25 protein-coding genes are annotated in these 26,735 nt (G+C 63.5%); 13 read left to right on the top strand and 12 right to left on the bottom strand.

Annotation, left to right across the window (positions count from 1 at the left end; all coding sequences use genetic code 11):
* Positions 1-5: 5 nt before the first annotated feature.
* Together flgC and N3C64_RS07575 are read right to left on the bottom strand one after the other, a co-directional pair.
* The gene (gene flgC, locus N3C64_RS07570; protein WP_260013630.1) at positions 6-398 is read right to left on the bottom strand and encodes a flagellar basal body rod protein FlgC; all 393 of its coding nucleotides are present in this window, start codon (positions 396-398) and stop codon (positions 6-8) included.
* 2 nt (positions 399-400) lie between these two features.
* Positions 401-781, bottom strand: a complete 381-nt coding sequence (locus N3C64_RS07575; protein ID WP_260013632.1) for a FlgB family protein — start codon at positions 779-781, stop codon at positions 401-403.
* 80 nt (positions 782-861) lie between these two features.
* On the opposite strand from N3C64_RS07575, the gene N3C64_RS07580 reads away from it, so the two are divergent.
* Positions 862-2,178 carry a FliI/YscN family ATPase gene (locus tag N3C64_RS07580; protein WP_260013633.1) on the top strand — a complete coding sequence of 439 codons (1,317 nt, stop codon included), beginning with the start codon at positions 862-864 and terminating at the stop codon, positions 2,176-2,178.
* A gap of 84 nt (positions 2,179-2,262) precedes the next feature.
* Entirely contained in the window at positions 2,263-2,880 is a 618-nt protein-coding gene (locus tag N3C64_RS07585) for a response regulator transcription factor (protein ID WP_218630009.1), read from the top strand.
* Here N3C64_RS07585 and N3C64_RS07590 read toward each other — a convergent pair.
* From N3C64_RS07590 to N3C64_RS07625, 8 genes are all read right to left on the bottom strand, one after another.
* A complete protein-coding gene (locus N3C64_RS07590) occupies positions 2,877-5,294 on the bottom strand; it encodes a hybrid sensor histidine kinase/response regulator (RefSeq protein WP_260013634.1) in 2,418 nt (805 codons plus the stop codon). The two genes, N3C64_RS07585 and N3C64_RS07590, sit on opposite strands and share 4 nt — an antisense overlap.
* A gap of 191 nt (positions 5,295-5,485) precedes the next feature.
* Entirely contained in the window at positions 5,486-6,013 is a 528-nt protein-coding gene (locus N3C64_RS07595; protein WP_236021136.1) for a putative pterin-binding protein, read from the bottom strand.
* Positions 6,014-6,185: 172 nt separating this feature from the next.
* Positions 6,186-7,004, bottom strand: a complete 819-nt coding sequence (locus tag N3C64_RS07600) for a DUF1217 domain-containing protein (RefSeq protein ID WP_260013635.1) — start codon at positions 7,002-7,004, stop codon at positions 6,186-6,188.
* Complete coding sequence (gene flbT / locus N3C64_RS07605; protein WP_260013636.1) at positions 7,001-7,405, bottom strand: flagellar biosynthesis repressor FlbT; 405 nt, start codon at positions 7,403-7,405, stop codon at positions 7,001-7,003. Before flbT ends, N3C64_RS07600 begins: the two co-directional genes overlap by 4 nt.
* Positions 7,402-7,782, bottom strand: a complete 381-nt coding sequence (gene flaF / locus N3C64_RS07610; protein WP_260013638.1) for a flagellar biosynthesis regulator FlaF — start codon at positions 7,780-7,782, stop codon at positions 7,402-7,404. The genes flbT and flaF overlap by 4 nt, the downstream gene beginning before the upstream one ends.
* A gap of 86 nt (positions 7,783-7,868) precedes the next feature.
* Positions 7,869-9,137: a flagellin N-terminal helical domain-containing protein gene (locus tag N3C64_RS07615; protein ID WP_260013640.1), complete on the bottom strand. Its 1,269-nt coding sequence runs from the start codon at positions 9,135-9,137 to the stop codon at positions 7,869-7,871.
* A gap of 206 nt (positions 9,138-9,343) precedes the next feature.
* Complete coding sequence (locus N3C64_RS07620) at positions 9,344-9,688, bottom strand: flagellar protein FlgN (RefSeq protein WP_260013642.1); 345 nt, start codon at positions 9,686-9,688, stop codon at positions 9,344-9,346.
* A complete protein-coding gene (locus N3C64_RS07625) occupies positions 9,681-9,962 on the bottom strand; it encodes a rod-binding protein (protein WP_218630002.1) in 282 nt (93 codons plus the stop codon). The genes N3C64_RS07620 and N3C64_RS07625 overlap by 8 nt, the downstream gene beginning before the upstream one ends.
* 688 nt (positions 9,963-10,650) lie before the next feature.
* On the opposite strand from N3C64_RS07625, the gene N3C64_RS07630 reads away from it, so the two are divergent.
* Both N3C64_RS07630 and N3C64_RS07635 read left to right on the top strand, forming a co-directional pair.
* Positions 10,651-11,475: a flagellar hook-length control protein FliK gene (locus N3C64_RS07630; protein WP_260013645.1), complete on the top strand. Its 825-nt coding sequence runs from the start codon at positions 10,651-10,653 to the stop codon at positions 11,473-11,475.
* A gap of 14 nt (positions 11,476-11,489) precedes the next feature.
* Positions 11,490-12,152, top strand: coding sequence for a flagellar hook capping FlgD N-terminal domain-containing protein (locus tag N3C64_RS07635; protein WP_260013646.1), 663 nt, complete (start codon positions 11,490-11,492; stop codon positions 12,150-12,152).
* Here N3C64_RS07635 and ubiB read toward each other — a convergent pair.
* Both ubiB and ubiE read right to left on the bottom strand, forming a co-directional pair.
* Positions 12,149-13,678, bottom strand: coding sequence for a 2-polyprenylphenol 6-hydroxylase (gene ubiB, locus N3C64_RS07640; RefSeq protein WP_218629999.1), 1,530 nt, complete (start codon positions 13,676-13,678; stop codon positions 12,149-12,151). The genes N3C64_RS07635 and ubiB overlap by 4 nt on opposite strands.
* Position 13,679: 1 nt before the next feature.
* On the bottom strand, positions 13,680-14,432 hold the full coding sequence (gene ubiE, locus N3C64_RS07645; protein WP_218629998.1) for a bifunctional demethylmenaquinone methyltransferase/2-methoxy-6-polyprenyl-1,4-benzoquinol methylase UbiE: 753 nt from the start codon (positions 14,430-14,432) through the stop codon (positions 13,680-13,682).
* A 75-nt stretch (positions 14,433-14,507) separates the two neighbouring features.
* On the opposite strand from ubiE, the gene mutM reads away from it, so the two are divergent.
* From mutM to N3C64_RS07690, 9 genes are all read left to right on the top strand, one after another.
* The gene (mutM, locus tag N3C64_RS07650; RefSeq protein WP_260013649.1) at positions 14,508-15,353 is read left to right on the top strand and encodes a bifunctional DNA-formamidopyrimidine glycosylase/DNA-(apurinic or apyrimidinic site) lyase; all 846 of its coding nucleotides are present in this window, start codon (positions 14,508-14,510) and stop codon (positions 15,351-15,353) included.
* 83 nt (positions 15,354-15,436) lie between these two features.
* On the top strand, positions 15,437-16,213 hold the full coding sequence (locus N3C64_RS07655; protein ID WP_260013651.1) for an enoyl-CoA hydratase: 777 nt from the start codon (positions 15,437-15,439) through the stop codon (positions 16,211-16,213).
* Positions 16,214-16,377: 164 nt separating this feature from the next.
* The gene (rpsT, locus tag N3C64_RS07660; protein WP_218629995.1) at positions 16,378-16,644 is read left to right on the top strand and encodes a 30S ribosomal protein S20; all 267 of its coding nucleotides are present in this window, start codon (positions 16,378-16,380) and stop codon (positions 16,642-16,644) included.
* A gap of 477 nt (positions 16,645-17,121) precedes the next feature.
* Positions 17,122-18,495 (top strand): chromosomal replication initiator protein DnaA, encoded by a 1,374-nt coding sequence (dnaA, locus tag N3C64_RS07665; RefSeq protein ID WP_260013659.1) that lies wholly within the window; start codon positions 17,122-17,124, stop codon positions 18,493-18,495.
* Positions 18,496-18,609: 114 nt separating this feature from the next.
* Positions 18,610-19,728: a DNA polymerase III subunit beta gene (gene dnaN, locus N3C64_RS07670; RefSeq protein ID WP_218629993.1), complete on the top strand. Its 1,119-nt coding sequence runs from the start codon at positions 18,610-18,612 to the stop codon at positions 19,726-19,728.
* Between the two features lie 46 nt (positions 19,729-19,774).
* A complete protein-coding gene (gene recF, locus N3C64_RS07675) occupies positions 19,775-20,836 on the top strand; it encodes a DNA replication/repair protein RecF (protein WP_260013662.1) in 1,062 nt (353 codons plus the stop codon).
* Positions 20,833-21,270 (top strand): VOC family protein, encoded by a 438-nt coding sequence (locus N3C64_RS07680; RefSeq protein WP_260013664.1) that lies wholly within the window; start codon positions 20,833-20,835, stop codon positions 21,268-21,270. The genes recF and N3C64_RS07680 overlap by 4 nt, the downstream gene beginning before the upstream one ends.
* A gap of 82 nt (positions 21,271-21,352) precedes the next feature.
* Positions 21,353-23,803 (top strand): DNA topoisomerase (ATP-hydrolyzing) subunit B, encoded by a 2,451-nt coding sequence (gyrB, locus tag N3C64_RS07685; protein WP_260013666.1) that lies wholly within the window; start codon positions 21,353-21,355, stop codon positions 23,801-23,803.
* A gap of 604 nt (positions 23,804-24,407) precedes the next feature.
* On the top strand, positions 24,408-26,735 hold a 2,328-nt coding region (locus N3C64_RS07690; RefSeq protein ID WP_260013668.1), incomplete at its 3' end, for an SdrD B-like domain-containing protein.

Below are 26,735 nucleotides of genomic sequence, written 5' to 3' on the forward strand. Positions count from 1 at the left end.
TCCGGTTATCGGCGCAGGAGATCGAGCAGCGAGGACGACATCTGCCGCGTCTGGTCGAACATCCTCAGATTTGCGTCGTAGCTACGCTGCGCTTCGCGGGCGTCGGCGATCTCGAGCACCAGATCGACATTCGATCCGTCGTAATAGCCAGCGTCATCGGCCAGCGGGTGGCCGGGGTCATAGACCCGCTCCAGCGCGCGCGGATCGAGCGTCACGGGGCCGAGCGCCACTGCGCCCGTCCGTTGACCCTCTGCCACAACCTCTTCGAATGCGGCGGTCTTGCGGTGGTAGCCGGGCGTGTTGGCATTGGCGATGTTCTCGGACACGTGGCGCAGGCGCGCCGCCTGGGCCTTCATGCCGGACGCCGAGAGCGAGAGGGCGTTGGAGAAATCGCTCATGCTCAACTCCGGCCCAGAGAGCTGCGCAGAATACCGAGCGAGCTTTTGTAGATGCTCAGCGCGAGATCGTGTTCGCGCCGGATATCGACCGCGCGCACCATCTCTTCCTCCAGCGAGACCGAGTTTCCGTTGGGCGAGGGCGTGCCGTCCTGAACCAGCAGTTTTGCACTGGCCGAAACCTCGGCGCCCATATGACCCGCCCGGCTTTGACGCAGGGCCATGGCATCGTCCGCCTCGTAGGTCTGGGCAAAGGATGCCGCATCGCGCGCCCGGTATCCGGGCGTATCGGCATTGGCGATGTTCTGCGTGACGGCGGTCTGGCGCAGCGCGGCGTGGCGCGCCATGGACTGGGCCATCTGCATGATTTCGAGCCTGTCGAACATCGGGGCTTCTCCTCCGAGCTATCAACCAAGGCTTAAGAGCGAATCGTTTAGAAACCGTTTCATGCAGCAGGGAGGCCAGAATGGCATTCATCGGGTTTGAACCCTTGCAGGCCGAGATCTCGGATATTGTCGTGGCCCGCCCGGTCGGGCGCGTGTGCGAGGTCGGGCGGGGCATGATCGAGGTGTCGGGCCTCGCGGCGCATGCGGCGCTTGGGGATCGGGCGCGGATCTGGTGTCAGGGGCGTGTGGTCGGGGCCGAGGTTCTGGCGCTGCGGCCGCAGATCGTGACGCTTCTGGCCGATGGCGGGGCCGAGGGGCTTGCGATCGGTGACCGGGTCGAGCTGATGGGGCAGGCTGGCCTCGCGCCGGATGACAGTTGGGTCGGGCGGATCGTCGATCCTTTCGGGCGTCCGCTCGACGGTCGGCCGCTGGCGCGCGGCAAGCATGAACGGGCGCTGCGCGCCCCGCCGCCGCCCGCCGCGCAACGGCGACGTCTTGGCGAGCGGCTTGAGACGGGGCTTGCGGTCTTCAACACATTTCTGCCGCTGGTGCGCGGTCAGCGCGTCGGGCTTTTCGCTGGCTCGGGCGTGGGCAAATCCTCGCTGCTTGGAAAACTCGCGCGTGGGGTGCGTGCCGATGTCGTCGTCATCGCCCTGGTGGGCGAGCGTGGCCGCGAGCTGCGCGAATTCGTCGAGGGCGTTCTTGGCCCCGAGGGGATGGCGCGCTCGGTCGTCGTGGCGGCAACCTCGGATCAGTCGCCCCTCGTGCGGCGCCGCTGCGCCTGGAGTGCGATGGCCGTGGCCGAGCATTTCCGCGATCAGGGGCAGCACGTGCTGTTCCTTGCCGACAGCGTCACCCGCTTCGCCGAGGCGCATCGTGAGGTTGCCCTCGCCGGGGGCGAACCGCCAAGCCTGCGGGGCTTTCCCCCCTCTACCTCGCATCAGATCATGGCACTGGCCGAACGCGCGGGGCCGGGGCCCGAGGGCACGGGCGACATCACAGCGATCTTCAGCGTGCTCGTCGCGGGGTCGGATATGGACGAGCCGGTGGCAGACATCCTGCGCGGTGTGCTTGACGGGCATGTCGTGCTGGATCGAGCGATCGCCGAACGCGGACGCTTTCCCGCGATCGATCTGTTGCGCTCGGTCTCGCGTTCCTTGCCCGATGCGGCAAGCGCCGAGGAGAACGATATGATCGGCACGGCGCGGCGCTTGCTCGGTGCTTATGACCGGGCCGAGATGATGGTTCAGGCGGGGCTTTATGCGCAGGGTTCGGACGCGCTGGTGGATCGCGCGATTGCGCTCTGGCCCGCACTCGACGGGTTCATTTCGCAAGATGAGCCGGCCGATATTCAGGCAAGCTTCCGAACCCTGGCGGGGATTCTGACGCAACGGTAGAATTCATTAAGATTTTTGGTCGCGCGCTTCGGCGGTGTATTATATCGTTCGTAAGACAAGTCATTTGATCCAAGAGGCATTACAATGATCACGGTCCTGATCGCCGACGATCATGAAATGGTACGCGACTCGATTGCGGCATATCTTGAGAACGAACAGGATATTCAGACCGAAGTCGCGAAAGACATGCCCAGTGCACTGAGAAAGACCGTCGATCACGGCGGCTTCGATCTGGTGCTGCTGGATTATACGATGCATGGCATGAACGGTCTGAACGGGTTGCAAGAGGCGATGCGCGCCAATGGCGGGCGCCCGGTGGGCCTGATCTCGGGCACCGCGACGCGCCATGTGGCCAATGAGGCGCTGGCACTTGGGGCGGCGGGTTTCCTGCCCAAAAGCCTCTCGGCGAAATCCCTGATCAACGCGGTGCGCTTCATGGCCTCGGGCGAGGTCTATGCGCCCTTCGAATTCCTCGCGGGCGATGAGGATGACGACAAGACCGAACTGGCCAAGCAGTTGACCGAGCGCGAAGGCGAGGTCATGCGCGGGCTCTTGCGCGGTCAGTCGAACAAGGAAATCGCGCGCGACATGGGCATTCAGGAAGTGACCGTGAAGCTGCATGTGAAAACGCTGTGCCGCAAGATCGGCGCGCGCAACCGCACGCAGGCGGCGATCATCGCCAAGGAAGCGCATTTCCACTAGTTTCCGGCTGCGGCCTGCGCGCGCGACAGCAGCGGTCGCAGGGCTTCGCGGGTCTCGTTCCAGATCGGGGTCAGCTTGCCGTCAATCTCGACCGTCTCGCCAGCCTTGCAGCGGGTTTCGATCCCGCTCAGAGCCTTGCGTAGGCGTTCAGCGCCAAAGGTGCCGCAGGCGCCGGCGGTCTGATGGATCAGTGACACCGCCTCGGGCGTTTCGCTGGCCGAGACACGGTCCGGCAGCGCCGCGATGGCCGCATCGGTTTCCTCCATGAAACCCCGAAGCAGCTTGGCGAAGCTGCCTGCGGGCAGGCTGTCGCGCAGTTCCTGCAAGGCGTCGTGGTCCAGCGTTCTCGGCGCGGCACCAGTGGCCTTGCGCGCTGTCGCCGTGGGCGGCGCACCGAAGAGTGTCTGCAGCTTCTGTCTGCTGACCGGCTTGATGACCCAGTCGTTCATGCCCGCCGCTTCGAACAGCGCGACCTCGGTGGGCAGGGCATGGGCGGTCACGGCAACGATGCGCGTGGCGTGCGAGGGGCCATTGCCCGAACGGATCGCATGCGTGGCCTCGAAACCGTCCATCTGCGGCATCGAGACATCCATGAAGATCACGTCATAATGGCGAGAGGCGGCTTTATCGACGCCGTCGCGCCCGTTATGCGCCTCGTCCACGCGATGGCCCATCTTGTAAAGCAACTCGCGCAGCACGAAGCGGTTGATCTCATTATCCTCGACGATCAGGATGTCGAGCGGCTTGGCGGCAACCCGCGGCACAGGCTCTTGCGCAGGTTCGGTAGCGGCGGCTTTCGTGACCTCGGTCAGAGGCACGCGCAGCCAGAAGGCGCAACCCTCCCCTTCCTCGCTTTCCACACCGATCTCGCCGCCCATCGCCTCGGCATAGCGGCGCGCGATGCCCAGGCCAAGACCGGTGCCCTCGGCGCGTCGGCCGTAGGTCGTGTCCAGCGTCACGAAATCGTCGAAGATGCGCGTCAGGTCGGCCTCGGCGATGCCGATACCGCTGTCGATCACGCGAAACTCGATCATGGCAGCGCCCCGGATCTGGCCGACGCGCTCGATCTCGATGGTGATGGTGCCGTCCGTGGTGAACTTCACCGCGTTGCCGACCAGGTTCAGCAGGATCTGACGCAGCTTGCGCTCATCGCCCGAGACGGCGCGCGGCAAGGCGCCGATCCGTTCTGTCCGGATGATATTGCCGTTGCGATGCGCCAGTGCACGCTGCGACTCGACGATTTCGGCGACGGTGGTGTCGATATCGAACGGCGCTTCGGACAGGGTCTCGGTGCCCGAGTCCGAACGCGAAATCTGCAGCACGTCATTCACATGGTGCAGCAACAGGCGCCCCGAGACCCGCATTGTGTCGAGGTATTTGCGCTGCTGTGGCGTCAGCGCGGTATCGTCCATCAGCTCCAGCGTGCCCAAGAGACCGTTGAGCGGGGTGCGCATCTCGTGGCTCATCACCGCGAGGAATTGCGTCTTGGCGCGCTCGCCCACCAGCGCATCGTCGCGCGCCCTCTGCAGGGCCTCCTCGTGCTCGAGGCTTTTGGTGATGTCGCGGATATAGGAAACGAAGATCTCATCCTTGCCGGCCAGCACCGATGAGACCGAGACCTCGACCGGAAAGACCGCGCCCGATTTGCGCTTGGCGCGCAATCTGATCCGGCCAGCGCCCAGAAAGCGCTTCTCTCCCGTTCGCAGGTAGCGCTCCATCGCCCCCTTGTGGCGTGCGCGAAGATCGTCGGGGATAATCAGTTCCTGCATCGGCTGGCCGATGGCCTCGGCCCGGGCATAGCCAAAGATCTGTTCGGCGGCGCCGTTGAACTCGATTATCTGGCCACAGCGGTTTGCCACGATGACGGCATCAAGCGATGTCGCCACGATCGCCTCGGTCTGCTGGCTGGAGCGCTTGAGCTGCTGTTCGCGCCTTGCGTTCAGCCGGGTCAGGTGGATCAGCCACAAAAGCAGCGCGGTCAGCGCGAAGATCAGAAACAGCGTACCGGCCGCCAGTCGCAGAAGGGTGTGCGAGATATCCTCGCGTTGCTGGTCCGAACGCGCGGCGGAAACCATGATGCCGCGCAGCGATATCGCCCGAAGCTGCGCGTGCAGAGCGCGTGCATTGCTCAGAAGTGTCGGCAGCGCCGCAACAAGCGTCTGGTCGTCGCCGTCCATGAGGCGGGCGGCCGATTCAAGGTAGGTGCTGACCGAGTTCAGTGCCTCGGCGATCTGGGGCTCGTCATGGATCGACGAATAGGCATCGCCGCTCTTTACGATCCGGATGCGGCTGAAAAACACGTCGAACGACCGGCGCAACTCGTCGAGCGAGTCCTCCGGGTTCTCCTGTGCCATCAGCAGGTTGTTCTCGTAGCGGTAGTACTCAAGCTCGACCTGCGAGAGCGACCACTGCACGTTGTCGGAGCGCGATGCCGCCAAAAGGTCGAGCTGAGCTTTTACATCACGCGCCAGGTAAAGAATGGGGAGCAAAAAAATTGCGAGAGCCAGGAGAAGAGTGATTCCCCTGAGCTCTCTGAGATAGCTTGTTGGTTTTTCTGTTCCGTGAGTCAAAACAGTGGTTTTCGGCTATCTTTTCCTGTGTTCTGTCAATCGCTTATGTCCATTCGAACCAGTTGCCAGATGCTGCGCGAGTAGATCACCTCGCTCTGGTAAGCGGCGTTCGCATCATACGGATACACCAACCACAGCGGCCCCTGCGTCCGGACGGACATCTGCTGACCATTCTGTTGGTAGGCGATGATCGGGCCCCCGTCCACTCCGTCGCTCACGGGGATCTCGATCGCATAGTCATTCACTGCGGTGGCGTAGATCATGTCGCCCTGCGCGCCCACGACCTCCAGCAGGTCGCTTAGCTGAACGCCGCGAAACTCCTGAACGCCCTCGGTCCAGATCGTGTTCGTGCGGATTGTCACCGCAGGCAGCGTCTGCAGCAGCGCCATGTCAAACTCGGCCCGCCCTTCGGCGTTGGTATTGGCGATTTCCCCCGCAATGGTCAGCAAGACATTGGATTGCGGCGTCGGCAGGGTTCCGGCAAATGCCCCGCCGCACATCAGGCAGCCAAATGCGACTGCCTGCAAAATGCCGCCCCTACCAATTCGCAGTTCAAAATTCATTTTCACCTCGTGGGGCAGCAAATCAGCCGCGCCGCACCGGAGCACCTCCGGCACCCGGAAATCCTAGCTTTGACACGATGCCGCTGCTATCTGGGCAGAAGGCTAGCGGCCTATTCTTTGGGATAGTGCCGCAAACCGGTTCGGGGCGCATCAGATTCGACGCAATGCCGTGCTAGAGCAAGATGGACAGACCCGATCCTGCCGAGGCGCTGAGCAATTGCAGCGCAATCGATTGCGAGCTTGCAGCCGCGCCGCTCCCCAGTTCCGCGCGCAGCAGGTAGGTCTTGATCAGTTCTTCGATCCTGTCGGGCTGCGCGAACTGGCCGGGATCAGATGAGCCGAAGGCTTGCTCGGTCCGGCTCCGGTAGATCTCAAGCTGCTGATCGATATTGAGAGACGAGACGCTCTCGGGTAGCCCTAGAGCGGTGCGGAACACCGTGCTCATGGTGTTGGAGCCGATGATGGTGAACCATTTGGTCTTTTCCGAAGTGCCCTGCGCCGCCAGTTCGGGCAGGTCACGCCGCAGCGACAGTGCGAGCCGCATCGAATTATCTGCCTCGCCCACCGCGATCTCGAACTGGCGCTCGCGGTATTGCGCCACGATCTCGTCGGGAAAGTCGCTCAGCACCGTGCGCGGGGTCGAGAAATCGCCAAAACCGAAGGCCTTGGTCAGGGCCAGATAGCGCTTGTCGGCCAGCTTGTTCGCCAATGCGTCGCCGTCAAGCGACCCCTCGTCCAGCACCTTTTGGATGAAGTAGCGGTTGTTGATATCGTCATCGAGGCCAAAGGCCCCAAGCGCCACAGACAGCAGGCGCCGGTCCGCGACAAGCTCGGCCGCCGTGGTCACCGAGCCTATCTTTTCGCGGAAATAATCTTCGTTGCGCTGGATCTGGGCCGAGGCCGTAAAGGCCGCCTGCTGCTTCTCCATCGTCCGGTTGAGGAACTTCCAGCCGGCGTAGCCGCCCATCGGTATCACCGGCGCGTAGCTCATGCCCGCGCTGCCGCCAGCAGACGCGCCTCGCGCGGCAAGAGGCTGCGCAGGGCCTTGAGTGCCTGGTAATACTGCGCCTCAAGTACCGCCTCGGTGGCCAATGTCAGTTGCGCCCGACTGTCGTGATCGGTCAGGGCCTGGCTGAGTTGTTCGATCCCGCGCAAGAGCTGCATTCGCGCTTCTTGCGGGTTGGCATCCCCTGACAACACCAGCTGTACGATGTAGCACACGCGGCGCACGGGCGTGTTGACCTCTTCGGGGTGGATCGCATCGCGAAGGCGCAGGATATGCGCATTGGGCGTCATGATCGCGAGGCGCGAGCGCCGGTCGCCATTCTCGATCACCGCGCCGTTGATCAGCACCCGCTCCTTGGGGGCGAGTTTCAGGACAAGGCCGCTCATGCTGCGGCCCCGTCTTCATGGCGCAGACCGCGCATGATCGCGGTGTTGATCTCGACCAGGACATCCGCCGAGGCCGCGCCAGCAAGCACCTTGCGGCTGTGGATCTGCGTGAATTCGTTCAGGTAGAAAAGCCGCGCGCGCAGTTCGGACGGCAAGCCATTCTCGGGCGAGGCCACATCGGCGGCCAGCGTCGTCCAGAGGCGGCGGTTTTCATAGAGCGCCGCGGCAAGCGCTGCGAACTGCGTCGGCCCGCCCGCGCTCGATTGCTTGAGGCTATGGGTGATGCGGGCGAACAGTTCGTATTCGGTGCCGCGCAGGGTGCGGGTCGGCTGAGCGGGGTTGCCATAGGCCGTTTTGGCCAGAGTCGTTGCGTACACGGGAAGTCCTTCCTGTGGCTGGATGCATCGGAACGCGGCTTTGCCGCGAAGAAGGGGGCGCCCGTGTCAGGCGCCCCCCGTTCGTATCAGCGAAACAGCGACAGGATGTTCTGAGGCTGCTGGTTGGCGATCGACAGCGCCTGGATGCCAAGCTGCTGCTGGGTTTGCAGTGCCTGCAGGCGGGCCGAGGCCTCTTCCATATCCGCATCGACGAGCGAGCCGATCCCGGTCTTCATCGCGTCCGAAAGGTTCGAGATGAACTCCGACTGGGTCTGGATGCGCCCCTCGATCGAACCGAAGTTGGCCGCGGCATTGGTGGCCGTGTCGATCAGCGATTCGATCGCGCCTAGCGCCGCAGTTGCGCCGGTGTTGGTCGTGACATCAAGGCCGGTCAGCGCCGACAGGCCACCCGCGCCCGCCGAATGGAACTGCGCGGTGATGTTGAGGTCCTGGTCGAGCCCGACCACATCGGCCGGGGTATCGGTGGCAAGACCGTCGATTGCGGTGTCGGTAACCGTCAGCGTGATCGCGCCGTCGTTCGAGCCGTCCGCAGCGCTGGTGGTGATCTCGAGGTCGGCAATGCCAAGCGAATCGATCGCCGAGGCAAGCCCGGCAAGGATCCGGTTCGACTGTTCGGTTGCCGTCTGTGCCGCGTCCCCCGCACTGACGGTATAGCGCACTTCCTGTTCACCGATCCGCATCGAGATCGCGTCGCCCTCGGCATAGGTGATCGTCCGGTCGAGGGTGAACGAGACGGTGCTGGTATCCGCCTTGGCCAGCGTGGCGGCGGCGACATCTTTGGTCGTCGAGGCGTTGGCCGAGCTGAACACCGCCTTGGCGGTGTAGCCGCCGGTCGACAGGTTCTGCCCGTCGACCTGGATATGGGCAGCATTCACCCCCGTCGCGGTGCGGTCGAGCGACGAAAGCACGTTCACGCTCGAATTGCTGCCATCGACCAGGTTCAGCCCGTTGAACTGTGCCGCGCCGATGACCGAGTTGATCTGATCCTTGAGCGCGTTGATGTCGTTCTGGATCTTGCCGCGATCGACGTTCGATTCCTGCGCCGCGACGATCTTGCCCTTCATGTCCGTCAGCAGGTCGGTGATGGTTTCCGAAGCCTGGCGCGCCACAGCAACGGTCGATTCGCCAAGCGCAAGGCTATCGGAGATGCCTGAGAAGCCCTTCACATCCGATTCCATCACTTTCGAGATGGCCCAGATCGCCGCGTTATCCTTGGCCGAGGCGATGGATTTGCCGGTCGAGATTTCGGCCTGGGTCTTGGCCAGACCCGAGTTGATGCCCTTGAGCGTTTGCAGCGCCACCATCGCGCTGGAGTTCGTCAGAATGCTCGACATGTCATGTCCTTCCAAAAACGGCGCTTTGCGCCGGGTTTCGCTTGCCGTTTTCAAACGGCGCTCGTGGCGTTCTGACCGATGCGGCGCTGAGTCGGGTGCCGCGCCATCCCAAGGATGCAAGGCGATCCTTGCAGCGGATCACCTAACAGAAAGCTAAGGTCGGCAAGTTGCCGGCCCCTGAATCGTTTGGATTTTAGTCGATTGCCTCAGGCGCGATGCTCGAGGCCGGAGCCGCCCTCGCGGCTGATGCGCTGCGCGCGCCCGGTGCTGTCATAGCTTTGGAAGCCGCGCACGGCCTCGCGGATCAGGCTAAGCCGGCGCTGCGCGGCGCGCACGCCCTCAAGTGCGGCGGCCAGCATCCGGCCGTTTTGTTGCGCGGCATCACGCAGGGCTGAAAGCGCGGCCCCCGATTCGCCTTCAAGCCGCGCAAGCAGGTCGGTCTTGCGCCGGACCAGCGTCTCGAGCGCAGCAAAATCGCCGCTGCGGATGGCCTCACGTTCAGCCTGCAACACGGCGCGCATCTGATCGGCGGGGGATTTGGGCTCAGCCATTGGCCTGATCCTTCTGCATGGCCGCGAACAGCCGCTCTGCCAGGCCGATGCCGCCGCGCTGCGCCATCAGGCTTGCCTGTTCCTGCACGAGGAACGAGGAAAACTGCTCTTCTCCAGCGCCGCCGCCGAAGGCCTGCTGGCTTTTGCCAAGGCCCGCCTGTTTGAGCATCTCGGCCAGGAAAGCGGCCTCCAAATCCTGCGCGGCTTGCCGCAGCGCGGGTTTCGGGGCGCTCGGCGCTGTCGCGGCACCGGTGCGGGCGGTCGGATCGAACATGGCGGTCGCTCCAATTGAATCGATTTCGTCCACTATCCGCGTCAGGAGTAAAGAAGCGGTAACCTCTCGCTGACAGGCTGGCGGCGGATCGACAGAAGTCGAGGGGACGATGCCGCAGTTGATACCCGCAGACCGCCTGGCGACGGGAGCGCCGCTTGCCGCCAATCCGGGAGGCAAGGCGAAAGGCCTTGGTCTGCCAGACTACGCGTTCGGGAACTTGCTTGAGGGTGGGGCAGATCTCGCCTCGCCGCGACAGGACGATCCGGCGAAAACGGATGTCGGCCCGCGCCCCGAGTCGCTGAGTTGCACGGCGCTTGTCCTGCCCTTGCCCTCCGCCCCTGCCATGCCTGACCCGGCCGCGCCCGGCGCGGGGGGCAGCGCCGAAGCGCTCATCCGAACATCCCCGCTGCCCGACAGGGGGGCGCTGGTCACGTCGGATCAGGTCCCATCCGACCTCCCCGCTTCAGAGCCGCCAGCAGCCCGGAATAATGTCGTTGGGAACGCAGTTTCCCTTGGCCCGGAGCTCGCTGCCATGGTTCCCGCAGAGCCTGCCGATAGCGCCTGCGTTGTGGGGCCCGCTGCCAGCGTTGATCCGCCCCCGGCAGGTTCGCAGCTTCCGGCGGCGGCCGCCGCGCTTGCGGCTGCGGTGGCGTTTGGGCCAGCATTCACGCCCGGTTCTACGCAGCGGGTGGCACGTGATCCCGCGCCCGCTGCGGCGCAAAACCCTACATCCGCTACCGCGTTGGAATCGGCCCGCCGCGCGGAACTTGCAAACGGCGGCGTGCCCGCGCCGGGTCTTGCAGAAATCTCGCCGCGCAACGTGCCTGATGTGCCGAAGGGCGAAACCTCCGGCGCGATGGTCGTGCCTTCGTCACCCGTCCCCGACAAGCCGGAGGATCAGGTTGCCTCCTCTCCCGTGTCAGGGGCGGCAGGTTCGCCGCGAATGCCGATGCAGGCGTTCATGGTGGGGGACGGGGCCGATCAGCGCCAGCAGCGCGGGCGGGGGGATGCGGAAAGCCTCGGGGGGATTGCCGAGGTTGTGGCCCCGACCGCGCGCGGTCCCGCTGTCGAGGTTCAGGCTGTGCCCCTGTCGCCGCGCCCAGGTGCGGCCGAACCGCCCGCAACCCCGGTTCACGTCTCCCGGCAACTGGCCGAGGCAGCGGGCGCGCAGCGCGACGGCATGGTTGAAGTGGCGCTGGCCCCCGAGGAACTGGGCAAGGTGAAACTGCGATTGCAGGCCCATGACGGGGTCATGAGCGTCTCGATTCAGGCCGAACGCCCCGAAACGCTGGATCTGATGCGCCGCCATGCGGATCTTCTGGCGCGCGATTTTCGCGACCTCGGATTTCGCGACGTGGCTTTCAGCTTTGCCGAGCATTCAGGCCAGAGGCCCGCCCCGCCTCCCGATCCCGACGAAGGGATGGAGTTGGCCCCGACGATCGATCCCGCCCGACCGTTGCCGATCCCGCCGAAACCCTCCGCCGCAGGACGCGGCCTCGATTTGCGAATGTGAAGGAGTTCTCCGCCATGACCAGCGTTGCCCCGGTTACCAGCACCCCCGCCACCAGCACGGCGACCCAAAGCAAGGGTGCGCTGACTTCGGACTTTCAGACGTTTCTCAAGATGCTGACGGTGCAGATGCAAAACCAGGATCCGCTGAACCCGATCGAAAGCTCGGATTACGCGGTGCAATTGGCGACCTTCTCGGGGGTCGAGCAGCAGGTCCAGACCAATACGCTGCTGCAGGCGCTTGCAGCGCAGATGGGGGTCGCGGGGATGGCAGAGATGGCTGGCTGGGTCGGGATGGAGGCGCGCGTGGCCGCACCCGCCCGATTCGATGGCGCGCCGATTACCCTGGCGCCGAACCCGGCTGTTGGGGCCGATCAGGCGGTGCTGGTTGCCTATGACGCAAGCGGGGTCGAGGTCATGCGCCAGACGATTGCAGCCAGCGCCGAGACGCTCGACTGGGCGGGGACGGATGCGAATGGCGCACCGCTGCCTGCGGGCAACTATTCGTTCCGGCTGGAAAGCTACAATAACGGCACGCTGATCTCGACGGACACGGTCGAGGTCTATAGCCGGATCGTCGAGGCGCAAGGCACCGGCAACGGCACGATGCTGGTGCTTGACGGGGGGGCGACCGTTGCGGCCAGCGATGTCACCGCGCTGCGCGAGGCGGGCAGGTCCTAGAGGATCTGCCCGACGGCCACGCCAACCGCCAGCAACGCGAGACCGACTGCCGCAAGCCCGGCAATGTGCATCCGGCTTTTCGGCTCGGGCGGTGCGACCGGCGCGGCCTGCCGTTCCAGCGCCGAGCGTAGAAGCTCGGGCAGGCGCGGACCGAAATCGCCCAAGATCATTACCGTACGCACCAGATCGCGGATCGCCGCGCGCGGGCCGAGGTTCTCGCGGATGTATTTCTCGACCACCGGCTGCGCGGTTTCCCAGATGTTGATCGCGGGGTTGAGCGAACGCGCGACGCCCTCGACCACGACCATGGTGCGTTGCAGCAAGATCAGCTCGGTTCGGGTCTGCATCCCGAAGCGCTCGGTCACCTCGAAGAGGTAGGCCAGCAGGCGCGCCATCGAGATATGCGTGGCGTCCATGCCAAAGATCGGCTCGCCCACGGCGCGCAGAGCCAGGGCGAATTCGTTCACGTCACGGTCGGCGGGCACGTAGCCCGCCTCGAAATGTACCTCGGCCACGCGGCGATAATCGCGGCGGATGAAGCCCATCAGGATCTCGGCATAGACCCGACGGGTATATTCGTCGATCTGCCCCATGATGCCGAAATCATAGGCGATGACATCGCCATTCGCGGCCACCTTGAGGTTGCCGTGATGCATGTCGGCGTGGAAATAACCGTCGCGCAGCGCGTGACTGAGGAAGAGTTGTAGCACGCGCTCGGAGATCGCCACGACATCGTGGCCCGCGGCGCGGATCGCGTCGGGGTCGCCGATTGACACGCCCTCGGCCCAGTCCATGGTCATCACGCGGCGGCTCGACATCGACCAGATCGGCTGCGGCACGGCAAAACCCGTGTCGCCTGCCGTGTTGGCCGCGAACTGCGAGGCGGCCGAGGCCTCGAGCCGCAGGTCAAGCTCCCCCATCACCACGCCTTCGAAATGCTTGACGACATCGGTCGGGCGCAGTCGGCGCGAGGCGGGAGAGAGCCGCTCGATCATGTCGGCGGCGAAATGGAAGGCGTCGAGGTCGCGGCGGAAGGCGCGCTCGATCTCGGGGCGCAGGACCTTGACGGCGACGCAGGCGCCAGTATCGGCGCGGCGCGCGGAATGGACCTGCGCGATCGAGGCGGCGGCGACGGGTTCCGAGAAATCGAAGAACATCTCGTCCACCGGGCGATCAAGCTCGGCCGCGATCATGCGTTTGGCGACTTCGGTCGGGAAGGGCGGCAGCTTGTCTTGCAGCACACGCAGCTGATCGGCCAGTTCCTCGCCCACCACATCGGGGCGGGTCGAGAGGACCTGTCCGAACTTGATATAAGCCGGTCCGAGCGCGGTGATCGCGCGGGTCACCGGCGGCAGATTCGGATCGCCCTTGTAACCCAGCCATTTGAACGGCCAGCCCATGATGCGTGCCACCAACCGCAGGCGCGGCGGCGCTTCAACGGCCTCGAGTGCGACCTTCATCGCCCCGGTGCGCTCAAAGGTGGCGCCGGTGCGGATCAGCCGCCAGATGTTATGAGGTCCCCGCATCTCAGATCTTCCAGCCGGAATGGAGCGCCGCAATCCCCATCGAAAGGTTGCGGTATTTCACGCGCTCGAATCCCGCCTCACGGATCATCGAGGCGAAGATTTCCTGCGTCGGGAACTTGCGGATCGATTCGACCAGATACTGGTAGCTGTCGCGGTCGTCGGCGACGATCTGGCCCATCACCGGGATGACGTTGAACGAATAGGCGTCATAAAGCGATTGCAGCATGTCATTCGGGATCTGGCTGAATTCAAGCACCATCAGCCGCCCGCCGGGGCGCAGCACGCGGTAGGCCTCGCGCAGCGCGTCGGGGATGCGGGTCACGTTCCGGATGCCGAACGAGATCGTATAGACGTCGAAGGTGTTGTCCTCGAAGGGTAGGGCCATCGCATCGCCCACCACCCATTTGAGGCGATCGGCCATGTCCTCGGCTTCGGCGCGCTTCTGGCCCTCGATCAGCATCGACTCGGTCATGTCGCAGACCGTGGCGCTGGCACCCGGCGCGCGCTTGAGGAAGCGGAAAGCCACATCGCCCGTGCCGCCCGCCACGTCGAGCAGCTTTTGTCCGGGGCGCGGCGCAAGCCAGTCCATCATCGCGTCCTTCCAGACCCGGTGGATGCCCAGGCTCATCAGATCGTTCATGATGTCGTATTTCGATGCCACGCGTGAGAAGACGCCATGGACAAGCCCGGCCTTCTCCCCTTCATCGACGGTCTTGAAGCCGAAATGCGTGGTCCTGGTCTGATCCGTGCTCATGCGCTCTTGCCGATCTGAAAAACTCCCCCTTCTTATAGGGACCCCAGCGGCCATGACAATGCGACAGGAGCAACGATGCCCGAACTGCCCGAGGTAGAAACCGTCCGGCGCGGCCTTTTGCCTGCGATGGAGGGGCGACTGATCGTGCAGGCCGAGGTCAATCGCCCCGATCTGCGCTGGCCCCTGCCCGAGAACATGGCCGGGCGGCTGACCGGCGCGCGGGTGGTGCAGCTGCGGCGGCGCTCGAAATATATCCTGGCCGATCTGGACCGGGGCGAGAGCCTTCTGATCCATCTGGGCATGTCGGGGCGGATGCTGGTGTCGGGGGTGATGCTGGGGGGCTTTCACCTCGACCATCCCGCGCCGCAAAAGCATGATCACGTCGTTCTGCACATGGAGGGCGGCGCACGGGTGACCTTCAATGACGCGCGGCGCTTTGGTGCGATGGATCTGGTGCGTACCGACCGCGAAGAGGCCTACTGGCTGCTTGCGGGCCTTGGCCCCGAACCCTTCGGCAACGATTTCCACGAAGACTACCTTGTGGCGCGCCTGAAAGGCCGCGCGACACCGATCAAGGCCGTGCTGCTCGATCAGCGCGTGGTGGCGGGCTTGGGCAATATCTACGTCTCCGAAGTGCTGTTTCGCGCGGGCATCGACCCACGCCGCCAGGCCGGCAAGATCGCTGCAAAGCGCGTGGCGGGCCTTGTGCCGATCATTCGCGAGGTTCTGGCCGAGGCGATCGAGGCGGGCGGATCGAGCCTGCGCGACCACCGCCAGGCCGATGGAGAGCTGGGCTATTTCCAACACAGCTTCCGCGTTTACGACCGCGAGGACGAACCCTGCATCACCTGCGCCACGCCCATCCGGCGCATCGTGCAATCGGGGCGCTCGAGCTTCTTCTGCCCCAGCTGCCAGCGCTAGTGATGCTGCATCCGCGAAGTCAGGCTTGATAATCGCGGCGGTCCTGATAGGACTCCTGCCATCACAAGGAAAGGCAACGCCACATGGCCTACCAGACCCTGATCGTCGAGATCGAAGACTATGTCGCCCTGATCCGGTTGAATCGCCCCGAAGCCCTGAACGCGCTGAACTCGACCCTGCTGGGAGAGTTGGCCGAGGCGCTGAAGGCGGCGGACGCCAATGAAAAGGTGCGCTGCATCGTCATTACCGGCTCCGAGAAGGCCTTTGCGGCCGGTGCTGACATCAAGGAAATGGCCGACAAGTCTTTTGTCGACATGTATACCCAGAACTACTTCTCCGACAATTCCGACAGCATCCTGCGCACGCGCAAGCCGATCATCGCGGCGGTCGCGGGCTATGCGCTTGGCGGCGGTTGCGAGTTGGCGATGATGTGCGACTTCATCATCTGCGCGGACAACGCCAAGTTCGGCCAGCCCGAGATCAACCTGGGCGTCGTCGCCGGGATCGGGGGCACGCAACGCCTGACGCGCTTTGTCGGCAAGTCGAAGTCGATGGACATGCACCTGACCGGCCGTTTCATGGATGCCGCCGAGGCCGAGCGCTCGGGGCTGGTGAGCCGCGTCGTACCCGCCGCCAAGCTGATGCAGGAAGCAATGGCCGTGGCCCAGAAGGTCGCCGAGAAGTCGGTGCTGACCTCGATGGTCGTCAAGGAATGCGTCAACCGCTCCTACGAGACCACGCTGCAAGAGGGCGTGCATTTCGAACGCCGGATCTTCTTCTCGCTGTTCTCGACCGAGGATCAGAAGGAAGGGATGTCGGCCTTCCTCGAAAAGCGCCAGCCGCAGTTCCGCGACAAATAAGCGAAAGGCCCCCTTCGGGGCTTTTCTTTTTGGCGATTCTCGCTTATGAGGCCGCCTCACATGCGCGTGGAGCCCGCTCAGGCTAGAATCAACCGGTTCGCTGGGACGACCGGGCTTTGTTGCGCAATCGAAATTGTAACAGACCCGGAAAGTCGGAAAAACACATGGCCAATACGCCCCAGTCCAAGAAACGCGCCCGCCAGAACGAGCGCCGCAACGACATCAACAAAGCTCGCCGTTCGCGCATCCGCACCTATGTGCGCAAGGTCGAAGAAGCGATCGCTTCGGGCAATGCCGAAGCTGCCGTTGCTGCTCTGCGTGCCGCTCAGCCGGAACTGGCCCGTGGCGTGACCAAGGGCGTGCTGCACAAGAATACCGTGTCGCGCAAGATCTCGCGCCTTGCTGCGCGCGTGAAAGCTCTCGCGGTCTGATTGTCCGCTGAAACAGACTGTTGCCAAAGGCGCCCAATCGGGCGCCTTTTATTTTTTGTTGTTTTTCAAATGTTTAAAATGAAGTGTTGCAGGTTTGACCAACTGGCGCAGATTCGGTGACACGAATCCTGCGTCAAGAGTGAAGATCGGTTGCGTGGGGGCTCCGCAGCGCGCTAGCGTCTACTTGCGATTCACGTCGCCTTGGGGGACATGACGCATCTTTTCGGGACTGGAGCAGGCATAAACGTCTGCCACGACAAGTAAAAACAGCCGGGTCTCCTGGCCTCGAATGATGCGAATCCGATTCCTGAGGGCTCTGCGCCCTCGCCATCGGCAGATACTGCCTGACTCGGGATTCCCGGGCCGGTTTTCTGTGTCCCAATCGCAGGCTGCGCGCTCCGCTCACGCGGGGTTAAGGCCAGCAATGCCAGGGGATGCGGATGCGGCTGACCGTGTGTGTTTTGAATAGGCAAGAAAATGACGGACGAGACCTGGGGGCGGGTGTGTGATGAGCTTCTCAAGAGCGTTGGCAAGAACAACTACTCGACCTGGATCGCGCCGCTTCGGCTGATCGAGATGTCCGAAGGCATCGCGGCCTTCGAAGCACCGACCAAATTCATGCGTGACTGGGTGTCGCGCAATTTCGCCGAACCGATTCTGCGCGAGCTGCGCGCGGCTGGTGTCGCGGCCGAGCGGATCGACATCCGTGTGCCTGCCCTGCGTGCGATTCCCGCAGCCGAGATCTCAAAACCCGTCGTGGCCCCGGCTCCGGCGCGCGCCCGTGTTGCGCGCCCGGTCGATGGCGCCGAGCTTCCCGGCGCGCCGCTCGATGCGCGCTTCACCTTCGACAGTTTCGTTGTCGGCAAACCGAACGAGCTGGCCCATGCCGCCGCGCGCCGCGTGGCCGAGGGCGGTCCGGTTACCTTCAACCCGCTGTTCCTTTATGGCGGCGTGGGTCTTGGTAAGACCCACCTGATGCATGCCATCGCGCATGAGCTGCAGATCCGCCGCCCCGACCTGCGCGTGCTCTATCTCTCGGCCGAACAGTTCATGTATCGCTTCGTGCAGGCCCTGCGTGAGCGCCAGATCATGGACTTCAAGGAGCTGTTCCGCTCGGTCGACGTGCTGATGGTCGATGACGTGCAATTCATCGCCGGCAAGGACAGCACGCAAGAAGAGTTCTTCCACACGTTCAACGCGCTTGTCGATCAGGGCAAGCAGATCGTCATCTCGGCCGACCGCGCGCCGGGCGAGATCAAGGATCTCGAAGAGCGTATCAAGTCGCGCCTGCAATGCGGCCTCGTGGTCGATCTGCACCCGACCGACTATGAGCTGCGCCTTGGCATCCTTCAGACCAAGACCGAGGCCTACCGCGCCCAGTATCCCGGCCTCAAGCTGGCCCCGGGCGTGCTGGAGTTCCTCGCGCATCGCATCACGACCAACGTTCGCGTGCTGGAAGGCGCGCTGACCCGTCTCTTCGCCTTCGCCTCGCTGGTCGGGCGCGAGATCACGCTGGATCTGGCGCAGGAATGCCTGACCGACATCCTGCGAGCCTCGGATCGCAAGGTGTCGATCGAGGAGATCCAGCGCAAGGTGGCCGAGCATTACAACGTCCGCCTGTCCGATATGATCGGGCCCAAGCGCGTGCGCACCATCGCGCGTCCGCGTCAGGTGGCGATGTATCTGTCCAAGCAGCTGACCACCCGCAGCCTGCCCGAAATCGGGCGTCGTTTCGGTGGCCGTGACCACACCACGATCATGCATGGCATCCGCAAGATCGAGGAATTGAAGGACGGCGATCGGCAACTGGCCGAGGATATCGCGCTGCTGCGTCGGCTTCTGGAAAGCTGACGCGACACGCCGAGCCCTTGACGCCCGCGCCAAAGCGGCCGAATGTCCTGAAAAATCTTGAGCCTGAGCGGAGAGATGTTACCTTTCCGTTCCGGTCTGCCGTGGGGGATGGAAATGAAATTCAGCATCGAACGTGCCGCGCTTCTGAAGGCGGTGGCTCAGGCTCAGTCGGTCGTCGAGCGCCGCAACACGATTCCGATCCTCGCGAATGTGCTGATCGAGGCGGAAGGCAGCACGGTATCGTTCCGCGCCACCGACCTTGATATCGAGGTGGTCGACAAGGCCCCCGCGCAGGTCGAGCGCGCCGGTGCCACCACCGTTTCGGCGGTGATGCTGCATGAGATTGTGCGCAAACTGCCCGATGGCGCGCTGATCTCGCTGACCGATGATGCGGCGGCGGGGCGGCTGACGATTCAGGCGGGGCGGTCGAGCTTCAACCTGGCGACGCTGCCCAAGGAAGATTTCCCGGTCATGGCCTCGTCGGAATATACGGCGAATTTCTCGGCCAAGGCGGGCGTGCTGCGGCGCCTCTTTGACAAGTCGAAATTCGCGATCTCGACCGAAGAGACGCGCTATTACCTCAACGGCGTCTATATGCATGTCGCGACGGGCGAAGATGGCCCGGCGCTGCGCTGCGTGGCGACCGATGGCCACCGGCTGGCGCGGATCGATGCGCCCCTGCCCGATGGTGCGCAAGGCATGCCCGGCGTGATCGTGCCGCGCAAGACGGTGAACGAGCTGCGCAAGCTGCTGGATGACGACGAAACCGCCATCGCGGTTTCTGTTTCCGAAACCAAGGTGCGCTTTGCCACCCCGGTGATCACGTTGACCTCGAAAGTCATCGACGGCACCTTCCCTGATTACACGCGCGTCATTCCGATGGGTAACACCCGCCGGCTTGAGGTCGATGCCTCGGAATTTGCCAAGGCCGTGGACCGCGTGGCGACCGTCTCGTCCGAGCGTTCGCGCGCCGTCAAGCTCAGCCTCGACGAAGACCGGCTGGTGCTTTCGGTCAATGCGCCCGACGCAGGCGCGGCCGAGGAAGAACTGGCCGTGGCCTATGGCGACGAGCGGCTCGAAATTGGCTTCAACGCCAAGTATCTGCTTGAAATCGCAAGCCAGGTGGACCGCGAGAACGCCGTCTTCATGTTCAACTCTTCCGGCGATCCGACGCTGATGCGCGAGGGTAACGATACCTCGGCGGTCTATGTCGTGATGCCGATGCGCGTGTGATCGGGGCCGGTTCCGGCCTGCGATCCAATGCAGTGAAAGGGCGCCGATGCTGAGGGAGCTGACTCTATTGCAGTTCCGCTCGCATCGGCGTTCGCATCTGGCGTTCGACGGGCGGCCGGTGGCGATCTACGGGCCGAATGGCGCGGGCAAGACCAATATCCTTGAGGCGATTTCCTTGCTCAGCCCCGGCCGCGGGTTGCGGCGGGCCTCGGCCGAAGAGTTGATGCGCCGCGCCGAGGCGGTGGGCTGGAAGATCCGCGCCGAGACCGAGTTGCACGAGATCGAAACCACGGCCCTACCTGGTGCCTCGCGCGAGGTGCTGATCGACGGCAAGGCGGCGCCTCAGGTAGCGCTTGGGCGCATCCTGCGGGTGCTCTGGCTGGTGCCCGCGATGGACCGGCTGTGGATCGAGGGGGCCGAGGGACGGCGACGGTTTCTCGATCGGATCACCCTGTCCTTCGTGCCCGCCCATGCCGAGGCGGTGCTGGCCTATGAGAAGGCCATGCGTGAACGTAACCGGCTGCTCAAGGATCAGGTGAGCGATCAGCGCTGGTATCACGCGCTGGAGGGCCAGATGGCCGAGGCCGCCGCACAGATCGCCGCCAATCGTGCCGAGGCGCTGGCGCGCATCACCGCCGCGCAGGATGGCGGGGCCACCGCCTTTCCCGCCGCGCATCTGGCCATCGTCAATGGCGGCCCCGAGGATCTGGCCGCCGCGCTGGCAGAGGGGCGGCGGCGCGACATGGCGGCGGGGCGCACGCTCGAAGGACCGCACCGCGTCGATCTTGAGGCGATCTATGCCGAGAAGGACGTGCCCGCCGCGCTCTGCTCGACCGGAGAGCAAAAGGCGCTGTTGATTTCGCTCGTGCTGGCGAATGCCCGCGCGCTGGCGGGGGAGCCGGTCGTGGTGCTGCTTGATGAGGTGGCCGCGCATCTTGATGCGGGGCGGCGCGCGGCGCTTTATGACGAGATCTGCACCCTGCCCGCGCAGGTCGTGATGACCGGGACGGGGGCCGAACTTTACGACAGCCTCGGGCCGCGTGGGCGCTATTACGAGGTCGTCGAGCACGAAGGCGTCTCGCAGGTCAACGAAAGGAGCGCACTATGAGTTATCCCAAGCAGCGCGTCACCCTGATCACCCTCGGCGTGGCTGACATCCCGCGGGCGCGGGCGTTTTACGAGGCGCTTGGCTGGCGCCCGGTTCAGGCGCTCGATAGCGTGGTCTTTTTCCAGCTTTCCGGGATGGCCCTGGGCCTCTTCGGGCGCGCGGATCTGGCGGCCGATCAGGGGCGGCCGGGCGCCGCGCTTGGCACCGGCGCGATGACGCTGGCACAGAACTTCGATACCGAGGCCGAGGTGGATGCCGCTTTTGCTGCCGCGCTGGCGGCGGGGGCTACGGCGCTGAAGGCGCCTGAAAAGGTCTTCTGGGGCGGATACTCGGGCTATTTCACCGATCCCGACGGCCATGTCTGGGAATTGGCGATGAACCCGTTCTGGGCGCTCTCTGCCGATGGGGCGCTCAGCATTCCGCCCACGTCATAAGCCCACCAAATCTTGTGTCTTGGACGTGACATTCCCCCGCCGACCCACTATAAATCGCCGGTGATATTGAGGATGGGCGGGCATGACCGAGAACACCAAGAACAAGGCCGAATACGGCGCCGATTCCATCAAGGTTCTCAAGGGCCTGGAAGCGGTGCGCAAACGGCCGGGCATGTATATCGGCGATACCGACGATGGCTCGGGTCTGCATCACATGGTCTACGAGGTCGTCGATAACGGCATCGACGAGGCTCTGGCGGGCCATGCCAACTACGTTGCGGTGAAGATTCACGCCGACAGCTCGGTCTCGGTGCGCGACAACGGGCGCGGGATTCCGGTCGATATCCATGCCGAAGAGGGTGTCTCGGCGGCCGAGGTCATCATGACCCAGCTGCATGCGGGCGGTAAGTTCAACAACACCGATGAGGGCGGCAACGCCTACAAGGTCTCGGGCGGTCTGCATGGCGTGGGCGTGTCGGTTGTGAACGCGCTCTCGGATTGGCTGGAACTGCGCGTCTGGCGCAACGACAAGGAATATTACGCCCGTTTCGAAAAGGGCGAATGCGTCGAGCATGTGCGCGAAGTGGGCGATGCGCCCGGCGAGAAGGGCACCGAGGTGCGCTTCATGGCCTCGTCCAAGATCAACGACCCCGAGGGCACGTTCTCGAACCTCGACTATGTGTTCAAGACGCTCGAAACCCGCCTGCGCGAGCTGGCCTTCCTGAACTCGGGCGTGCGGATCATTCTTGAGGACGACCGGCCCGCCGACGCTCTGCGTACCGAGTTGCATTACGAAGGTGGCGTGCGCGAGTTCGTGAAATATCTCGACCGCTCGAAAGCTGCCGTCATGCCCGAGCCGATCTATATGGTCGGCGAAGTGCGCGGGATCGGCGTCGAAGTGGCGATGTGGTGGAACGACAGCTACCACGAAACCGTGCTGCCCTTCACCAACAACATCCCGCAGCGCGATGGCGGCACGCACCTTGCGGGCTTCCGCGGCGCGCTGACGCGCACTATCACGAAATATGCCCAAGACAGCGGCATCGCCAAGCGCGAGAAGGTCGATTTCACCGGTGACGACGCGCGCGAAGGCCTGACCTGCGTGTTGTCGGTCAAGGTGCCGGATCCGAAGTTCTCCAGCCAGACCAAGGATAAGCTGGTCTCCTCCGAGGTCCGTCCCGCAGTTGAGAATCTGGTGAACGAGAAGCTCGGCGAGTGGTTCGAGGAACATCCCGGCGAGGCCAAGCAGATCGTCGGCAAGATCGTTGAGGCGGCCCTTGCGCGCGAGGCGGCCCGCAAGGCGCGCGAGCTGACGCGGCGCAAGACCGCGATGGACGTGGCCTCGCTGCCCGGCAAGCTGGCCGACTGCCAGGAGAAAGACCCCGCCCTGTCCGAAGTCTTCTTGGTCGAGGGTGACTCGGCCGGCGGTTCGGCCAAGCAAGGGCGCGAGCGCAAGAACCAGGCGGTGCTGCCGCTGCGTGGCAAGATTCTGAACGTCGAGCGCGCGCGCTTTGACCGGATGCTGTCGTCTGACCAGATCGGCACGCTGATCACCGCGCTTGGCACCGGCATTGGCCGCGACGAGTTCAACATCGACAAGCTGCGCTACCACAAGATCGTCATCATGACCGATGCCGACGTGGACGGCGCACACATCCGTACGCTGCTGCTGACCTTCTTCTTCCGCCAGATGCCCGAGCTGATCGAGCACGGCTATCTCTACATCGCGCAGCCGCCGCTTTACAAAGTCGCGCGCGGCAAGTCCGAGGTCTATCTCAAGGACCAGGCGGCGCTGGATGACTTCCTGGTGCATCAGGGCGTCGAAGGCGCGATGCTGCGCCTTGGCAGCGGCGAGGAAATTACCGGTCAGGATCTGCTGCGCGTGGTCGAAGAGGCCCGCGTGATCAAGCGTATCCTCGCGACCTTCCCGACGCATTACCCGCGCAACATCCTAGAGCAGGCAGCGATTGCCGGGGCGATGCTGCCCGGGGCGATGGATGCCGATGCGCAGGCGGTGGCCGATAGCGTCGCGCGGCGTCTCGATCTGGTAGCGCTGGAGTATGAGCGCGGCTGGCAAGGCCGCCCCACGCAGGATCACGGCCTGCGCCTGAGCCGCATCCTGCGCGGTGTCGAAGAGGTGCGTACCCTTGACGGCCATGTCTTGCGCGCCGCCGAGTCGCGGCGCCTGGGGCAATACACGCAGGATCTGCGCGACACCTACGGCACCCCCGCGACGCTGATCCGCAAGGAGCGCGAGCAATTGATCAACGGCCCGCTCGACCTGCTGGCGGCGATCCTGCAAGAGGGCGAAAAGGGCCTGACCCTTCAGCGCTACAAGGGTCTGGGCGAGATGAACCCCGAGCAGCTGTGGGAAACCACGCTCGATCCCTCGGCGCGCACGCTGTTGCAGGTGCGCATCGAGGATGTGGCCGAGGCCGACGACATCTTCACCAAGTTGATGGGTGACGTTGTCGAGCCGCGCCGCGAGTTCATCCAGCAAAATGCGCTGAGCGTGGAGCACCTCGACTTCTGAGGTGTCCGTCGGATTGCGCGCGATCCTGCACTAAGGCGAATCGATCTCGGGGTGAGGCATTCGGTGCCGCAAATCGCCGTGGGCTGATTGTTGCCAAAATACACACAATGTGGCTTGCCTCCTCGATTCCGAGGGATTCGCGTCGTTTGGGCGCCGTGCTTACGCGTTGTCGGCGCTGTTGCCCTCCCGGATACAATCTCCGGCTGAGGCAATGGCTTCCTTTACGTAATTGACAATTTGCCGCACCAAAGCCACACTTTCGCCATATTCTATTAAACGCACACGGAGTGTTTGCGTAACTTTCTTGCTACCGTGCCCGAACCAGTTCGTAGGGCGCGAATTATTGAAGCCAATAATGAAACAACGCAGTTCGTAGTCGCATCCAGAGTTTCCATGGGTGAGCAAGCGAACTCCACGAGGCATGTCAGACAGCACGACCTGAGCACCATCGGCGCCTATCGCCGGTATTGATGGAGTTTTGGCGGGGCCGACCGGCGAATGGGCCGGCTTCCTAGAGCGATCAGGATGATTGGATGCGGCCGGCCGAGCGCCCGCCGCGCATTTCGATCGCATGCGTTTGAAATTGATTTTGTGGGGGCTAGACATGGCACTGGAAGATAACAACGACGTCATTCTGTCAGACGACCAGATCCTTGATGATGGTTTGGCAGTCAGTACCGACAAAGATGATTACGCGCCGGGATCGACCGCCTTCTTCACCGCCTCTGGTCTTGAGGACGGCGCCAGTGTCACCTTCGAGGTTGAGCATGTCAGCGACGCCGGTGAGGACGGTGTGCTGGGCACCGCGGACGACGTCGTGATCGACCTCGGCGGCGATGGCCATGATAGCTGGACGGTTACCGACGGTGGCGAGGGAGACCTTGACGGTCTGGCAAACGGAACGGTCGTGACGTCATGGTACGTGAACCCCGACGATAGTGCGGGCGAGCGCTTCCTTCTCAGCGCGTCGAGCGGCTCCGACACCGCCTATGCGACATTCACGGACGGCATCGGGGACGATGCGGGTGCGGATGTCGATCTCACGGGGCCTGCGCCCACCACCGTCGAGTTTGATGGCGCCCTCTTCTCAAACGACGCGGCGGGCGCCGGTACTGGCCTGATCAATCCGTTTGTTCGGATCAGCACCAACGATCCGGTGGAGGAAGGGTACAATACCTCTGATCGGCCCCTTGATTACGACGAGAATAGCAGCCCGAATTTCACGCGCGATCTGTTCTACGGCGATATCCCGGTCGTAACGCTTTACGACGATGAGGGTAACGCCGTTCAGTACCTTGAATTCCGTCTTGATATCAACGAGCCGGATTCAGGGGCGACCAGCTATCTCTCGCTCGACGAAGTCCAGATCTATCTCTCGAACGAACAGGTTCCCTCGGGCGACCCGGGCTTGGTCGACCTTTCCGATTATGAACTCGTCTGGTCGCTTGATGAACTGGATGCGAACGGCGAGATCCTGGTCGATAACTGGATCGCCCTCGACTACACGCTGCAGGCGGGCTCCGGTGTTTCGGACATGATCATGTATGTGCCGCTCTCGAGTTTCGAGGAGGCGAACTTTGATATGAACGACGGCACCTATGTCACGCTCTATTCCAAGTTCGGCGATCAGGACGACTATGTAGTTGACGGCGAACTTGTCGCGGACTGGACCAACAATTCCGGTTTCGAAGAATGGTCGGTTCGTCAATTCGTCGAGGTCGTCGGCATCAAGTTCAATGATATCGATTCCGATGGCGTGCAGGATGACGGCGAAGAGGTGATGAGCGGTTGGGAAATCCGCGCCTATATCGACCTTGATCGCGACGGTCTGCTTGATCAAAACGAGTATGAGCTCGGCGCCTATGCGACCGATTTCACGAATGAATTCGGCGAGTTCGAGCTGAACTTCTTCCTCGATGCGCAGATTCCGAATAACGGCGGGCATGTTGCTGATGCCCAGTTCATCATCGTGGAGGTCATGCAGGACGGGTGGGAGCAGGGCTCCGGCGGCGCGTCTGTGCTCGACCCGTCGCTGGATACCGGCTCGGAAGAGCTCGGGCCGCTCGGCTACGTCTACGACCCGGTTAAGAACGATCTGAACAAAACCCTCGATGGGTTCGATTTCGGAAACTACGAGCCGACCGGAAACATCACCGGTGAAAAATACAACGATGTGGCCGGCGACGGTGCGGGCGGCACGGATACGCCCATCGCGGGTTGGACGATCTATCTGTTCGACGACACGATCGATACCGACAATAGCGGCGGTCTGAGCGAAGCCGAGATTTCTGCGGCCCTAAGCACCGGCACGCCGGTTGCCACGACGGTAACCAACGGCTCGGGTGTCTACTATTTCGGCGATGTGATGGTCGGTGACTATTTCGTCATCGAGGACATGGATGGCCCCGACGGAAATTGGATGCCAACGACCACTCCGTGGCACGCTGTCACCGTCGTGGGCGGCGAGACTTTCGGCGATGAAGGTGGTGAGGCAAGCGACTTCTATAACTTCGACAAGTTCGACATCTCCGGGACGAAATACGAGGATATGGACGGCGACGGTGTGATTGACGCCGAGGACACGCCCTGGGCGGGTGTGACGATCCAGATTCTCGACGGGGATGACAATGTCGTTGCCTCGACGATGACGGCTGCGGACGGGACGTGGTCGTTCACGGGTCTGGATTACAACTACGCGGGCTACACGGTGCAGGAGGTTCTGCCGGACGGGTCGGTGCAGACGCTCGGGACCGCGGGTTACACGATCACCGGGACGTCTGGGGCGGACCAGACCAATCTGGACTTTGCGAACTTCGACAAGTTCGACATCTCCGGGACGAAATACGAGGATATGGACGGCGACGGTGTGATTGACGCCGAGGACACGCCCTGGGCGGGTGTGACGATCCAGATTCTCGACGGGGATGACAAT

It is taken from the genome of Sedimentimonas flavescens, from assembly GCF_025154035.1.
Taxonomy (GTDB): domain Bacteria; phylum Pseudomonadota; class Alphaproteobacteria; order Rhodobacterales; family Rhodobacteraceae; genus Rhodobacter; species Rhodobacter flavescens.